Here is a 14,288-nt window from a genome sequence, read left to right as displayed (position 1 = left end):
GCTTCACCAGACCACCGCGCCGCGCAGGCGGTTGAAGGCGAGCACCGCGCCGAACACGATCGCCGTCAGCGTCAGCATCAGGGCGCTGGCATAGCCGATGTTGAAGAACTCGAAGCCGACCCGAAAGCCGTAGATGTTGAGCGTGTTCGAGGCGTTGCCGGGACCGCCCTGAGTGGTGATGTAGATGATGTCGAAGAAGCGCAGGAGGTCGACGCTGCGCAGAATGGCCGCGGTGACGATGGTCGGCAGCAGCAGCGGCAGCGTGATGCGCTGGAACGTCTTGAACGGGGACGCCCCGTCGATCTGCGCAGCCTCGTAGACGCTCGGCGGCAGCGATTGCAACCCGCCCAGCACGATCAAGGCGACGTAGGGCGTCCACTGCCAGCTGTCGATCAGAGCAAACGTTGGAATGACCCATGTCGGCGACGCCAGCCAATCCGATGGCGGCAGGCCGAACGCTTGCAGGACGTAGTTGGCCGCCCCCAGCGAGGGATCGAGAATCACCAGCCACATCATGCCTGCCACCACCGGCGGCATCATGAAGGGCGAGATGAACAGCGAGCGCACGATCCCCGGCAGGCGCTTGGCATGAAACAGCACCAGCGCGAGCCAAACGCCGAAGACGAGCTGCAGCACCAGCGACAACACATAGAGGGCTATCGTCACCCACAGCCCGTGCCAGAACTCGTAGTCGGAGACCAGCTTCGAATAGTTGGCGAGGCCGGCGAAGGACTGCTTGCCGGTCGAGGAGAAGTTCTGGAAGCCGAGCCAGATCGTATAGACGACGGGAAACGCGATCATCGCGACCGTGAAGATCACGGCCGGCGCGGAGAGCGCCGACATTTCCAGCTTCTGCCGGTCCTGCGCGAGTGTCGCAGCCGCATCAGACATGCGTGCGTTTCCTTGAGGAGTGAGGAGGTGCCGGCAGGCAGCAAGCCTGCCGGCCTCGAGGCGTTACTTCTGTGCGATCAGCGCATCAAGCGCCTTGTCGGCATCCGCGCAGGCCTGCTCGATCGGCTTCTGCTTCAGGATCAAATCCTGCACCGCCTGGCCGATGAACTCGCGCGATTCCGGATTGGCAACGATGGGATAGCCGACCTCGGACGAGCCCTTGGTGGCGAGCACGTCGAGCGCGGCCTGCCATTCCTTGCGGACCGGCTCTTCGTCGATCCACTTGCGATATTCGGGGTCTTTGGCGACGGACGGACGCGGCGGGGCAATGCCCTGCAGTGCCATCCTCTTCTGGACCTCGGGGCTGGTCGCCCATTGCACGAAATACCAGGCCGCCTCCGGCTGCTTGCTGTGCGAGGATACCGCCATGCCCCACCCGATCGTGGTCGGCACCTGGCCGGCCTCGCCTGCCGGGAACGGCAGCAGGCCGGTGTCCTTCAGCCGGGCGCCGCCTTCCATCACCGTGCGCAGCTCATTCGAGGATTCGAATGCCATTGCCGCGCGGCCGCTGCGGTACAGCGCGGAAATCTGCTGGAAGCTGTAATTGACGACGCCGGGCGGACCGAAATCGCGCAGCAACCGGCTATAGGTGTCGAGCGCTTCCTTGCCCTTGGCCGAGCAAAGGTTCGACTTGCCGCTCGCGATATACGTCCCACCGATATTGTGCAGCATGTTGCTGAAGGTGTAGGCGATCGCGGGCTTGAGGCCGCGAGACACGAACGGCGTCACCGCGCTGTCGCAGGTCTTGATCTTGGCGGCGGCGGCCTCGACCTCCTTGATGGTCTTCGGCGCCTCGATACCGCACTTCTTGAAGATGTCGGTGCGGTAATAGAAGATCGGACCCTCGATGTTCATCGGCATGCTGGTGAGCTTGCCGCCGAAAGTCGCGGCCTTCAGCAGCGCCTGACTTAGCCCCGCCGGATCGTACTCTTTGGCGACCTCGTTCTTGGCCATCGCGGTGAGGTCGCCGTACCAGCCGGCGGCGGCGAACTGCTCGCCCTCGCGCGATGGCAGCGTCATGAACACGTCGACCTCGTCGCTGTTCGCATTCATGACGGTGACCAGACGCTGGCGCATCTGCTGTTCCTGATAGCCGTCGACCTTCAGGGTCATGCCGGTCAGCTTCTCGAAATCGGCCTTGTAGGTCAGCAGCGCCTGCGCGACCGGATTATTGTTGGCGAGAAAGGTGACGGTCTTGCCCTTGAACTTCATCCAGTCGAAATCGGCGGCATGCGCCTGCGCGCCGGCAGCGGCAATCGCGAGAACCGGCAACGCGACGTGGGTCGCGAGCATCCTGGCCTTCATCGAACTCTCCTCCCGGCTGGCCGCCTTAAGCCGGCGGACCATTTTGAACATTTTCGAGCACAGCTTGAAAACGGTTACAAAATAGACCTCCGATCAGCCGTGTCAAGTCGGTGGACACATCGTGCAATCTGCTGCAGTTTGGAGCTATTGTCACAACCACGCGGCGCGGCCCGCAGGATGTAACGTTACATTAATGAGATTGACCAACGCCAACTCCGTCAAACAGGGCATCCGCGCCGTTGCGGCTCGCGCCGGCGTTTCAACCGCCTCGGTCTCGCGCGCCCTCAACAATCCGGACGCGGTGAGCCCTTCCCTGCGCGCGCGGATCGAACAAGCCATCGACGCGCTCGGCTACATCCCGCACGCGCCCGCACGCATCCTGTCGTCGCGTCGTTCGCGCACGCTCGGCGCGATCGTGCCAACGATTGACAACACGATGTTCGCGCGCGGCATCGCCTCGCTCCAGCAATATCTATCGTCAGTCGGATACATGCTGTTCCTCACCACGAGCGGATATGATCTCGACGTCGAATTGCAGCAGGCGCGCAATCTGATCAGCCGCGGCGTCGACGGCCTCGTGCTGCGCGGAGATTGCCATCACGACGGATTGCGCAAGCTGCTTGCCGACAACGAAGTGCCGTTCATCAACGTCGGGATTTACCAGCCCGACAGGCCCTACCCTTGCGTCGGAACGGATAACGAAGCCGCAGCCCACCGCGCCGCCGCCCACGTCATCGAGCTCGGTCACCGCCGCATCGGAATCGTCTCGGCGCTCCAGCGCAACAACGACCGCGCCAGCGCCCGCGTCGCCGGATTTCGCCGCGCGCTTGCCGAGAACGGCCTCGAGCTTCCGCCGCAATGGCACGTCGAGGTGCCCTATACGCTGGACGATGCGCGCGAGGCGGCGCGCTATCTCCTCAACCTCAAGGACCGGCCAACGGCCGTCGTGTGCGGCAACGACGTCATTGCCTACGGCGTGTTGCTCGAGGCGGAACGCGACGGGTTCTCCGTGCCGCGCGATCTGTCGGTGGTCGGCTTCGACGACCTCGACTGGAGCCGCCATTTGCGCCCGAGCCTCACCACGATCCACGTTCCCACCGGTGAGACCTGGCAGCGCGCCGGCGAATATCTGGTGCGGAGCCTTGCCGGCGAGCAAACCATCATGCATCGCGAGATCGATTTCTCACTGGTGGTCCGCGAATCGACGGCTCCGCCTCCGAAGTCCCTGAAATGAGACATCCAATGAACTCGAAGTTTTCCCTTGCACCCGGCTTTCATGCTGTCGTGATCGGCGGCGCCGGGGACATTGGCGCCGCAATCAGCAATCAGTTTTGCGATCTCGGCGCGACGGTCACCGCAACAGGCGCGAACGACGCCGATCTGGCCCGCACCCTGCTGAAGCCACGCGCCGGGCTCACGCTCGCGACGCTTGACGTCACCGACGACGACGCCGTCGCGGCCTTCGCCCGGCAACACAGGCGCGTCGACGCCCTTGTCAATTGCGCCGGAATTCTCGCGCGCGACAAGGAGTTCGAGATCGAGACCTTCATGAAAGTCCTCGACGTCAACCTCACCGGCACGTTCCGCACCTGCATGGCATTTCATCCGCTGCTCGCGCAGACGAGGGGTTCGATCGTCAACATCGCCTCGATGAATGCCACGCTGGCATTGCCGCGAATTCCCGCCTATTGCGCCAGCAAGGGCGGCGTCGTGATGCTGACCAAGGCACTGGCCCTGAAGTGGGCCGAGGACGATATCCGCGTCAACGCCGTTGCGCCCGGCTACATCGAGACGGCGATCAACGCCGCGGGCCGCACCGATCGCGCCCACTATCAGCGCATTGCCGACCGCACCGCGTTCAAGCGTTGGGGACAGCCGGAGGATATCGCCGGCGCGGTTGCTTTCCTCTGCATGCCGGCCTCGCGATACGCGACCGGAACAGTCGTCGCGGTGGACGGAGGGTTTCTCGCGGGCTGAGGCCCATCGCGCCTGCGGCCAGCGCTACGATTTTGCCGTGCCTGGCTCCGCCATCTTGCGATGCTGCTTTGCCAGCAGCTCGTTCGGGGTGACGTTGGCAACCGTGGCCTGGATCTTGTTCTTCAGCCCGGTGACGATATCGGAGTCCCCGCGCAGCATCGCATCGAAGCCCGCCTTGGCGACATCGTAGGCGCCGTCCTTCTTCTCGCTACCGACCTTGGTGTCCATCATCCCGGCGCGGCGGAAGAACTCGGTGTCGGTGGCGCCGGGCATCAGGCAGGTGACGGTGACGCCGCTGTCACGCAGCTCCTCGCGCAGCGCGAACGAGAATGAATCGAGGAAGGCCTTCGAAGCATTGTAGGCCGCCTGAAAGCTGCCCGGCGTGAAGCCGGCGATCGAGCCCGTGATCAGGATGCGCCCGGCATTGCGCCGGAGCATCTCATTGCCGACACGATGGATCAGATAGAGCGTGCCGGTGATGTTGGTGTCGACGAGGTGCCTCACCCTGGCAAAATCCTGATCGAGGAAGGCCTTTCCCAGTCCGACGCCGGCATTGGCAAGCAGCGCGTCGATCGGCCGATCGCCGATCGCGGCGCAGAGACTGTCGACGCCTTCGGTCGTGGCCAGATCGGCCTCGACCGGCTCCACGCTGCCGCCGAGCCTGCGCAGATCCACCGCCACTCTCTCGATCTCGGGCTCGTCTGCCGCGATGACGAGATTGAAACCGGCCTGGGCACAGCACCTGGCGAGTTCCAGGCCGATACCGGTGGAGGCGCCGGTAACGACGGCGAGTTGATTGGCGGGCATGAGCGTGTCCTCGCTTGACTGTCGATCACGTCCAATCGCTGCCCCGCACTCTCGTTCCAAATTGCGCGCGCCGGTACGGCGCGAAGATTTGCGCGCGACGATAGCAACCATCGTTCCTTGCTGGACTTGAATGCCAACTGGTTCAGCCCGGAGGACGGATGATGAAGGCGCTGGTTTGGCACGGCAAGGAGGATATCAGGTGCGACACCGTCACCGATCCGGAGATCCAGGACTCGCGCGACGCCATCATCAAGGTCACGAGCTGTGCCATTTGCGGATCCGACCTGCACCTGTTCCACAACTTCATCCCGGGTATGATGCCCGGCGACATCATGGGCCACGAGACCATGGGTGAAGTGGTGGAGGTCGGCTCGGGCGTCGACGGCAAGCTGAAGAAGGGCGACCGCATCGTCGTGCCCTTCACGATCATTTGCGGCGAATGCGACCAGTGCAAGCGCGGCAATTTTTCCGTGTGCGAAACAACCAACCGCAAGCGCCATCTCGCGGACAAGGCTTTCGGACACACGACCGCCGGCCTGTTCGGCTACACCCATCTGACCGGCGGCTATCCCGGCGGGCAGGCCGAATACCTCCGCGTGCCCTATGCCGACGCCACCCACATCAAGGTACCCGCCGGCATCCCCGACGAGCAGTTGCTGTTCCTCAGCGACATCTTCCCGACCGGCTGGCAGGCTGCCGTGCAATGCGACATCGAGCCGACCGACACGGTCGCGATCTGGGGCTGTGGTCCCGTGGGACAGATGGCGATCCGCAGCGCCATCCTGCTCGGCGCCAACCAGGTGATCGCGATCGACTGCCTGCCCGAGCGCCTCAGCATGGCGGAAGCCGGCGGCGCCACCACGATCAATTTCGAGACCGAGAGCGTCCTCGAACGGCTCAAGGAGCTCACCGACGGCAGGGGCCCTGAAAAGTGCATCGATTGCGTCGGCATGGAATCGCACGTGATGGCTTCCCTGCCCGACACGCTGCTCGACCGCGCCAAGCAGATGGTGATGGCGGAGAGCGACCGGCCCCACGTGCTGCGCGAGATGATCTATGTCTGCCGACCCGGCGGCGTGATCTCCGTGCCGGGCGTCTATAGCGGCCTCTCCGACATGCTGCCCATGGGCGCCTTCATGAACAAGGGCCTGACGATGCGAACCGGCCAGACTCACGTCAATCGCTGGACTGACGACCTGCTCCGCCGCATCGAAGAGGGCGAAATCGACCCGTCCTTCGTCATCACCCACACCGTCCCGCTCGAGCAGGGACCGGAGATGTACCAGGTGTTTCGCGACAAGCGGGACTCCTGCGTCAAGGTCGTACTCAGGCCCTGAAGGAGCAAGCCATGTTTCATTTCTCCAACATCGTCCGCACCGAGGGCGATCCGAAGATCGTCGAGGGCGGCCCGAGCCTGAAGCGCCCGGTGGATCAGCTCGCCCGCGCGCTCGGCTGGTTCGGCATCGGTCTCGGCGTCGTCGAGTTGTTCGCGCCCCGCCGCGTCACGAAAACGCTCGGCATGGAAGGCCACGAGACCATGGTCCGCGCCTTCGGCGTCCGCGAGATCGCGGCCGGGGTCATGACGCTGTCGGTCGAGAAGAACGCCGGCCTGTGGGCCCGCGTGGGCGGCGACGGCCTCGACGCCGCCGCGCTGCTCTCGGGACTGACGTCGGACAATCCCAAGAAGGGCAATATCGCATTGGCGCTATTGATGGTCGGCGGCATAGCCATGCTCGACTACCGAGCCGCGCAGGACACCAAGCCACGACGCCCGCCGCGCGATGCACGCCGCAAGCTGTATCCCAACCGCAGCGGCTTTCCCAAGGGCATCGAGAGCGTCCGGAAAGCAGCAAGGCAGATCACGGCACACGCCAAGGCATAGCGAGGTGAAGCACGGCAATGGGCGGGTTCAGTGATGAAGCTGCGTGGTGGCGATCCGCCGTCATCTACGAGATCGCACTGATCTCCTTCCAGGACTCGAACGGCGACGGCAGGGGCGACCTCGCCGGCCTGATGTCGCGCATCGACTACCTGAAATGGCTCGGCGTCGACGCCGTGTGGCTGACGCCGATCTACAAGAGTCCGTTCCGCGACCTCGGCTACGACATCTCCGACTATTGCTCCATCGATCCCGCCTTCGGCAGCCTGGAGGAGTTCGACCAACTGCTCGAAGCGCTGCACGCCTCGGATATCCATCTGGTCCTCGACCTCGTCCCCAATCACACCGCGGACAATCATGCGTGGTTCGTCGAGAGTTCCAGCTCGCGCAACAGCGCCAAGGCCGATTGGTACATCTGGGCTGATCCTGCCCATAATGGCGGCCCACCCAACAATTGGCTGAGCCGCTTCGGCGGCAGCGGCTGGGAATGGTGCGCGGCGCGGCGGCAATATTACTATCATTCCTTCCTGGTCGAGCAGCCCGACCTCAACTGGCGCAATCCGGACGTGAGGGCCGCGATCGCCGACGCCATGCGTTTCTGGCTCGACCGCGGCGTCGACGGCTTCCGCGTCGATGCCAGCGCGGTCCTGATCAAGGACGTGCTCTTGCGCGACAATCCTGCCAATCCCGATGCCAGGGGCAAGCCGCCGCCGCAGCGTCAGACGCCCGTGTTCACCGACGACCGGCCGGAGACGATGGAGTGCATCGAGTTCATCCGGGAGGTGATCGACGAATATCCGGGGCGAATGCTCTGCGGTGAGGTCCAGGGCAAGACCGACCGCATCGGCCACTTCTACGGTAACGACCGGCCACGGCTGCATCTGCCGCTCAATTTTGCCCTGCACGATTCGCAGTGGGACGCCCTGTCGCTGCAGGGAACGATCGACGCCTATTTCAACGCCATCCCTAAACATGCCTGGCCGGTCTGGGTGGTCGGCGGCCACGACAAGCAGCGGATCGCGAGCAAGATCGGCGAGGCGCAGATGCGCGTGCTGGCGATGCTGCTGATGACGCTACGGGGAACGCCGTTCTTCTTCATGGGCGACGAGATTGGCCGCAAACGCGTTCCCATTCCGTCCGACCGCGTCCACGATCCCTTCGAAAAGCTCGTGCCGGGATTTGGCCTTTGCCGCGATCCCGAACGCGCGCCGATGCGCTGGGACGCCAGCGCCGGCGGAGGATTTACCAGTGGCGATCCGTGGCTGCCGCTCGAGGCCGGCGGCACGCCCAACGTCGCCGAGCAACAACGCAACGAACGGTCGGTGCTTGCGCTGTTCCGCGCATTGATCAGGCTGCGGCGGGAACATGCCTGCCTGCGCGAAGGTGGCCATGAACCGTTGCGATCGCAGAACGATGTTCTCGCCTACAGGCGGACCGACGGCCGGAGCCAAATTCTGGTCGCGCTCAATATCGCCGGCGAGCCGCGGAAATGGCAATGGCTCGGTCGCGGTCGCCTGCTGACGTCGACGCATCTCGACCGGCCCTCGGAAACATGGCCGGAAGCATCGATCCTGCTGCGAGGCAACGAAGGCGTGATCATTGAACTCGAGGCCCGGTGACGGCCGCAGGAACTATCCGCCCGTACGAGAGTCTCACCGGCACTTACGGCATGAGTGCGGAGACAGATCATGGGCAAGACGAAGCATCTTCAGAGGCGGATCGCCGGCAAGACCAGACAAGCCATCGGCGAAATCATCGGCGACCAGGATCTGCACGATGACGGCAAGGCGCAAGCGCAGCGCGACCGCCAGGAACAGGACGAGCAGGCCAAGCAGGACAGGCCGAGTGAGCTCAATCCGCTGAAGAAACTCAATCAGCTCACATGACCGCCGGGTCGCCGCCGATGCCTTCCTGCAGCGCGGCGTACCGACGAAGGCGCGTCGGACGTCACCGACGGACGGCAACGATCGCACCGGCTCCGCGATAGGAACAAACGAATGCACCGCCTATTGGGGACACATCTTCTACTGTCCTCCGAACACCGAGAGCCCCCATGTATCACCACGTCAAGAAACTGATGTTCACCGTTCGCGTCGATGAGCCGGACCCCCGTTTTGGCAACATGCTTCTGGAGCAATTCGGAGGCGCCAACGGCGAACTCGCAGCCGCGATGCAATATTCGATACAAGGCCTGAACTGCGAGGATCCCGACCGCAAGGACCTCCTGATGGACATCGGCACCGAAGAGCTCAGCCATCTGGAAGTCGTCGGCACGCTCGCGCGGATGCACCTCAAGCCGTCGAAGTTCGATCGTCAGGCCGCCGAGGCGGATCCCCTGATCGCGATCGCGGGCGGCGGCGGGGTCAACCTCTTCAACTCGCAGGGCAATGCCTGGACCGCGGACTATCTGAAGATCACCGGCGAGCTCGACGTGGACCTGCGCAGCAATATCGCGGCGGAGGCGCGGGCGAAGATCGTCTATGAGCGGCTCATCAATTTCTGCGACGACGCCGGCACCAAGGACGCGCTGCAATTCCTGATGACCCGCGAGATCACGCACATGAAGGCGTTCGGGCTGGCGCTCGAGAGCATGGGCAAGCCGTCGCTCAGCATCGGCCGTATCGCGCCGACTCCAGGCCTGGTCGACCAGTTCTTCAACGATTCGACCGGCAGCGGTGATCACGGCGAGATCGATACACGCGGGCCCTGGAACGAGGGAGGCGACTGGGTCTTCACGGACTCGCCCGCGATCCAGGCCGGCGAGCCCGGCCCCGCCACCGCCATCGTTACCGAGAGTTCGCCGCCAATGGACGAAGCCGGTCTCGGCGATCTGCTGATCGATGAGCTCCGCGACATCCTGCATGCGGAAAAGCAACTGACCAAGGCGCTGCCCAAAATGGCGGAAGCTGCCCGCTTCGATCAATTGCGCGAGCTGTTCGAGCAGCATCTGGCAGAGACCGAGGCCCAGGTCGAGCGCATCAACGAGTGCTTCGAGATGCTCGGCAAGTCCGCACGCGCCAAGCCCTGCAAGGGAATGATGGGTCTCGTCGAGGAGGGTCAGGAGATCATGGCGGAAGGCGAGGACAAGGAGGATGCGGCCGCCGACCTCGCCCTCATTGGAGCGGCGCAACGTGTCGAGCATTACGAGATCGCCGCCTACACGACGGCGCGCAATCTCGCCCAGCAGCTTCGCCACAGCGCCGTGGTCAGCCTGCTATCGAAGTCGCTCGCCGAAGAGGAAAACTCGGATCAGCTCCTCAATCAGATTGCCCGATCGCTGATGTCGGTGGCGAAGATGCCGGCCGCGGTCGAGCAGACGGAGTAGCCTCAACGCTCGAGGTTAAATCAGCGGAGGTCCCTGTCGCAAATTCATGTGCCGGTTTACGTCCTTGTAAAGGAGGTAGCGGAACCGGCCGGGGCCTCCCGCATAGCACGCCTGCGGGCAGAACGCGCGTAGCCACATGTAGTCTCCGGCCTCGACCTCCACCCAGTCCCGATTGAGGCGATAAACCGCCTTGCCCTCGAGGACGTACAACCCGTGTTCCATGACATGCGTCTCGGCAAAGGGAATCGTGGCGCCCGGCTCGAACGTCACGATATTGAGGTGCATGTCGTGGCGCATGTCGGCTGGATCGATGAAGCGTGTGGTTGCCCATCTTCCTTGCGTGCCGGGCATCGCGACGCGGTCGATCGCGTCCTCGTTGGTCACGAACGCCTCGGGCACGGCCAACCCAGGCACGCGCTGGTACAGTTTGCGGATCCAGTGAACCTGCGCAGGAGCCTCGCCGCGGTTGCGAATGGTCCAGGCGCAGCCGGCGGGCACATAGGCGAAGCTGCCGGGCCTCAGCTCATGTTCTCCGTTCGGCAAATTGAGAATCAGCTTGCCGCCCACGACGAACAACGCGCCCTGGGCATCCTTCTCCGGCTCGGGCTTTTCGCTTCCGCCGGCCGGCGCGATCTCCATAAGATAATGGGAGAACGTCTCGGCAAAGCCGGACAGCGGTCGCGCCAGGACCCAGACGCGCGTGTTGTCCCAGTGCGGCAGATGGCTGACGACGATATCGCGTTGCACGCCGCTGGGGATGACGGCATATGCGTTGGTAAAGACCGCCCGACCGCTCAGAAGGTCCGTCTGCGGCGGCAGGCCGCCCTGCGGGATGTGATAGGTTTGCGACGACATCATCAAGCCTCGTGAAATTTACCGGTGCGACGCGATCGACCCGAGATCGAGCTGCATCTCCTGGCTCAGCCAGTATTCTTCGAGATTATCGCCGCCCCCCGCCCGGTCGACAACGAGGAACGAGCTCGCGTCCTCGAGAACCAGCAGCGGATGGTGCCAGCAGTTCCGGGCATAGTTAACCCCCTGGCGTCCATTTGCAACGAACACCCGATAGCTCGAGACCACGAGCGGGTCCGCGCAAACGACGGCCAGCCAGCTCGCTCCGTTCAAGGGCATGAACATCTGGCTTCCGAGCGGATGGCGCTCCATCAGGCGGATGGCGATCGGCGCGGGCCGTACTGAGGCGACAAACCAGCTGATATTGATCCGTCCGCCTTCCGCAGCGATATCGATATTGGCGAGCCCGTTGTAGCGCTCGGCATATCCCTGGTTGATCGACAGGGGCGTCATCCCTTCCGTTTCGACGACGTCTCCGAACGGCGCGAACGCCCGCTTCGTCAAAGGTTCGATCGAGAGTGTCACCATCGCCAAGTCCAAATGCCTCCACGTTCAAGGGGTCTGCAGACTCGCGACGGGAGCGTCCGCACCGACTGGGTCGGCCCGCAGATCTTCTCCCGAAGGATTGATCTCGCCATTCAGGATGCGGTGCGCCTTGGCGTGATCGAGGTCTCCCTCCCAGGAGGCGACGACGACCGCAGCAACGCAGTTACCAACATAGTTGCCGAGCGCGCGGGCGATGCCGATGAACCAGTCCACCGACAAGATGAGCACCAGTCCGATCGCCGGGATGGCCGGAATGGCCGCCAGTGTCGCGGCGAGGACGACGATGGCCGAACCCGGCACGCCATGAGCACCTTTCGAGGTCAATAATGCGACGCCGAGAATAGCCAGGAGATCGCCCGTGGCAAGCGGCGTATTCGTCGCCTGCGCAATGAAGACGGCCGCCAGGGTCAGGTAGATGGAGAACGCGTCCAGATTGAACGAGTACCCGGTGGGGATCACCAGACCGACGGTCGATCGCTTGATCCCAAGCTGCTCGAGCTTCCGCATGGTTTGAGGAAGCACGCTATCGCCCGCGGCCGTCCCGAGAACGATCAACAGCTCTTCGCGCAGATAGGCCAGCAACTTGAACAGGCTGAAGCCGGAAAGCCGCATGATCGCGCCGAGCACGACGACCACGAACAGAATCACCGCCATATAGAACAGGGCAACCAGGCCCCCGAGCTGCTTGAGCGAACCGATGCCGTACTTCCCGACGGTGAAAGCGATCGCACCGAATACGCCGATCGGTGCGAGCCGGACGACGAAGTTCATCATCTTGAAGATGATCTCGTTCATCCGCTCGATGAAATCGACGACTGGCCTCGCGCGCTCGCCGCACAATGAAACGGCGCACCCGAACATGATCGAGACGATGAGGACCTGCAGGACGTCGCCGGAGCTGAAAGCTCCGACGAGCGTCGTGGGAATGAGTTTCATCAGGAATTCGGAGACGCCTCCGCCGGAGACCTGAGCCGCCGTCTGGCTGAACCCGCCGATCGCCTTGGCGTCCAATGTGCTCGGGTCGATGTTCATCCCGGCACCGGGCTGGAAATAGTAGGCGAGCGCGATGCCGAACACCAAGGCGATGGTGGTGATGATCTCGAAATAGACGAGCGAACGAATTCCGACCCTTCCGACCTTCGTGAGGTCACCGGCCGCTGCAATTCCGTGCACGACGACGCAGAACACGATCACGGGCACCAGCATCTTGATGAGCTTGATGAAGCCGTCACCCAGCGGCTTCATCTGCAACGCGACGTCCGGATAGGCGACGCCGAGCGCGATGCCGGCAGCGAGCGCGAGGACGACCTGGAAGAAGAGTGACTTGAATATCCTGGGCATGGCTTTCCTCGCTCGCCGGGCTTCCATCTGGCTTGGTCGGCCGCAGCCTTCGCCATTCTTGTTGGCGGCGAGGTCGCCGCGTACGGAGCCTTTGGTCGCGGCAGGACGCCGGCATGCTCCATCGGCCATTCGTTGACCAGGTGCGACATCAAGTCCAATATATAGAACGACACGATTGATAGGTTTTCGCTATGGATCTCCGCCAGCTCCGGTACTTCATCGCGGTTGCCGAAGAGCGCAGCTTCACACTCGCCGCCCGGCGGCTGAACATCTCGCAGCCGCCGCTCAGTCAGCATATCCAGACCCTGGAGGCAGAGCTCGGGACCCAACTGCTCTACAGGACCAGCCGCAGGGTCGAGTTGACCCAGGCCGGTGAAGCCATGCTCACGCGAGGACGCGCCATCCTGCAGCAGGTCAAGGTCGCGGAAGACGAGGTTCGCTCGATTGGGGCCGGCCTGATCGGAACGCTCGATGTCGGAGCGACCGGCTCCATTCTGCGCGGCCGCCTCGCTGAGCTGCTCGCGGCGTACCGGGAGGTCGCTCCACAGGTCAAGATGACGGTGCATGAGCAGGCACCTGCTCTGCAGATCGCGGCACTTCTCGGCCGCACCACCAACATCTGTCTCATTCGCGGCATTCCCGCCGAGCGCGACCTGACCAGCCAGCTTGCATGGCGAGAAGAGGTCGTTCTCGCAATGCCGCACACTCATCGGTTGGCGCGCCGCAGGCGCATCGCCCTCGGTGATCTTGCATCCGAGGATCACGTCGTCCTCGATCCCAACAGCTCCGACTTCGCACGGTACGTGCAGACCTGCTGTGTCGATGCCGGCTTCCTGCCGAAAGTGTCCCAACAGGTCGTCGACGCCCAGTCGATCCCGAGCTTGATTGCCGCCGGTTTTGGCGTGGCGCTCGTGCCGCAGTCGATTACGCGTTTCACGACAGCCGACATCGTATTCCGTCCGATCAGGCCCTCACCGCCCACGGCCGACGTGTTTCTGGTGTTCAGAGCGGACGAGACGTCGATGGTGGTGCACAATTTCGTCAAGCTGGCGCTTCGGTATCTGAATCAGCGCAAGGGCTAGTGGTCGATCCTTCGAGGCTCGTCGAAGAAGCGAGCACCTCCAGCGACAACGGCTCTGCCGTTGCGCGGGGGTGACGGGGATGGATTGAAGCTCGCCGCTCCACATCGTCATTCTTCAACTCATATTTCAAGTTGCAGACACGCCATCGCAGCCTCGCGGCGCAATTCGCCCGAGCTTTGCTTCATGTCTCACCCTCAAGACCAAGAGGGCGCAGGGAAGGCCG

The 14,288-nt window shown here is 63.5% G+C and carries 14 protein-coding genes; 8 read left to right on the top strand and 6 right to left on the bottom strand.

Annotated features, from left to right (window positions below; genetic code table 11):
* Nucleotides 1–3 precede the first annotated feature (3 nt).
* Nucleotides 4–891 carry a carbohydrate ABC transporter permease gene (locus ACFDR6_RS35750; RefSeq protein ID WP_375861282.1) on the bottom strand — a complete coding sequence of 296 codons (888 nt, stop codon included), beginning with the start codon at nucleotides 889–891 and terminating at the stop codon, nucleotides 4–6.
* A 63-nt stretch (nucleotides 892–954) separates the two neighbouring features.
* Nucleotides 955–2,256: an ABC transporter substrate-binding protein gene (locus tag ACFDR6_RS35745; RefSeq protein ID WP_212092957.1), complete on the bottom strand. Its 1,302-nt coding sequence runs from the start codon at nucleotides 2,254–2,256 to the stop codon at nucleotides 955–957.
* A gap of 193 nt (nucleotides 2,257–2,449) precedes the next feature.
* Here ACFDR6_RS35745 and ACFDR6_RS35740 point away from each other — a divergent pair, with 193 nt between their 5' ends.
* The gene (locus tag ACFDR6_RS35740) at nucleotides 2,450–3,490 is read left to right on the top strand and encodes a LacI family DNA-binding transcriptional regulator (protein WP_212092958.1); all 1,041 of its coding nucleotides are present in this window, start codon (nucleotides 2,450–2,452) and stop codon (nucleotides 3,488–3,490) included.
* An 8-nt stretch (nucleotides 3,491–3,498) separates the two neighbouring features.
* Nucleotides 3,499–4,233 carry an SDR family NAD(P)-dependent oxidoreductase gene (locus ACFDR6_RS35735; RefSeq protein ID WP_375861280.1) on the top strand — a complete coding sequence of 245 codons (735 nt, stop codon included), beginning with the start codon at nucleotides 3,499–3,501 and terminating at the stop codon, nucleotides 4,231–4,233.
* A gap of 24 nt (nucleotides 4,234–4,257) precedes the next feature.
* Here ACFDR6_RS35735 and ACFDR6_RS35730 read toward each other — a convergent pair whose 3' ends face one another.
* The gene (locus tag ACFDR6_RS35730; RefSeq protein ID WP_375861279.1) at nucleotides 4,258–5,040 is read right to left on the bottom strand and encodes an SDR family NAD(P)-dependent oxidoreductase; all 783 of its coding nucleotides are present in this window, start codon (nucleotides 5,038–5,040) and stop codon (nucleotides 4,258–4,260) included.
* A gap of 161 nt (nucleotides 5,041–5,201) precedes the next feature.
* On the opposite strand from ACFDR6_RS35730, the gene ACFDR6_RS35725 reads away from it, so the two are divergent.
* The 5 genes from ACFDR6_RS35725 (at nucleotide 5,202) to ACFDR6_RS35705 (ending at nucleotide 10,244) form a co-directional block, all read left to right on the top strand.
* On the top strand, nucleotides 5,202–6,377 hold the full coding sequence (locus tag ACFDR6_RS35725) for a zinc-dependent alcohol dehydrogenase (protein ID WP_375861278.1): 1,176 nt from the start codon (nucleotides 5,202–5,204) through the stop codon (nucleotides 6,375–6,377).
* Between the two features lie 11 nt (nucleotides 6,378–6,388).
* Nucleotides 6,389–6,922: a hypothetical protein gene (locus ACFDR6_RS35720; RefSeq protein ID WP_375861277.1), complete on the top strand. Its 534-nt coding sequence runs from the start codon at nucleotides 6,389–6,391 to the stop codon at nucleotides 6,920–6,922.
* A 17-nt stretch (nucleotides 6,923–6,939) separates the two neighbouring features.
* A complete protein-coding gene (locus tag ACFDR6_RS35715) occupies nucleotides 6,940–8,538 on the top strand; it encodes an alpha-amylase family glycosyl hydrolase (RefSeq protein WP_375861276.1) in 1,599 nt (532 codons plus the stop codon).
* A 69-nt stretch (nucleotides 8,539–8,607) separates the two neighbouring features.
* Nucleotides 8,608–8,805 (top strand): CsbD family protein, encoded by a 198-nt coding sequence (locus ACFDR6_RS35710; protein WP_375861275.1) that lies wholly within the window; start codon nucleotides 8,608–8,610, stop codon nucleotides 8,803–8,805.
* Between the two features lie 167 nt (nucleotides 8,806–8,972).
* Nucleotides 8,973–10,244 carry a DUF892 family protein gene (locus tag ACFDR6_RS35705; protein WP_375861274.1) on the top strand — a complete coding sequence of 424 codons (1,272 nt, stop codon included), beginning with the start codon at nucleotides 8,973–8,975 and terminating at the stop codon, nucleotides 10,242–10,244.
* A gap of 15 nt (nucleotides 10,245–10,259) precedes the next feature.
* On the opposite strand, the gene ACFDR6_RS35700 is transcribed toward ACFDR6_RS35705, so the two are convergent.
* From ACFDR6_RS35700 to ACFDR6_RS35690, 3 genes are read right to left on the bottom strand one after another with little or no spacing between them, the layout of a single operon-like run.
* Nucleotides 10,260–11,099 carry a bifunctional allantoicase/(S)-ureidoglycine aminohydrolase gene (locus tag ACFDR6_RS35700; RefSeq protein ID WP_375861330.1) on the bottom strand — a complete coding sequence of 280 codons (840 nt, stop codon included), beginning with the start codon at nucleotides 11,097–11,099 and terminating at the stop codon, nucleotides 10,260–10,262.
* A gap of 18 nt (nucleotides 11,100–11,117) precedes the next feature.
* A complete protein-coding gene (locus ACFDR6_RS35695; RefSeq protein ID WP_375861328.1) occupies nucleotides 11,118–11,624 on the bottom strand; it encodes an ureidoglycolate lyase in 507 nt (168 codons plus the stop codon).
* Nucleotides 11,625–11,648: 24 nt separating this feature from the next.
* Nucleotides 11,649–12,983 carry a C4-dicarboxylate transporter DctA gene (locus ACFDR6_RS35690; RefSeq protein WP_212092967.1) on the bottom strand — a complete coding sequence of 445 codons (1,335 nt, stop codon included), beginning with the start codon at nucleotides 12,981–12,983 and terminating at the stop codon, nucleotides 11,649–11,651.
* A gap of 191 nt (nucleotides 12,984–13,174) precedes the next feature.
* On the opposite strand from ACFDR6_RS35690, the gene ACFDR6_RS35685 reads away from it, so the two are divergent.
* Entirely contained in the window at nucleotides 13,175–14,065 is an 891-nt protein-coding gene (locus ACFDR6_RS35685) for a LysR substrate-binding domain-containing protein (RefSeq protein WP_375861272.1), read from the top strand.
* The last annotated feature ends 223 nt before the right edge of the window (nucleotides 14,066–14,288 follow it).

The sequence above is a fragment of the Bradyrhizobium tunisiense genome (assembly GCF_042263385.1).
Classification (GTDB): Bacteria; Pseudomonadota; Alphaproteobacteria; order Rhizobiales; family Xanthobacteraceae; genus Bradyrhizobium; species Bradyrhizobium tunisiense.
Note: the sequence above shows the minus strand (reverse complement) of the source record. Positions and strands in the feature narration are given on the sequence as shown.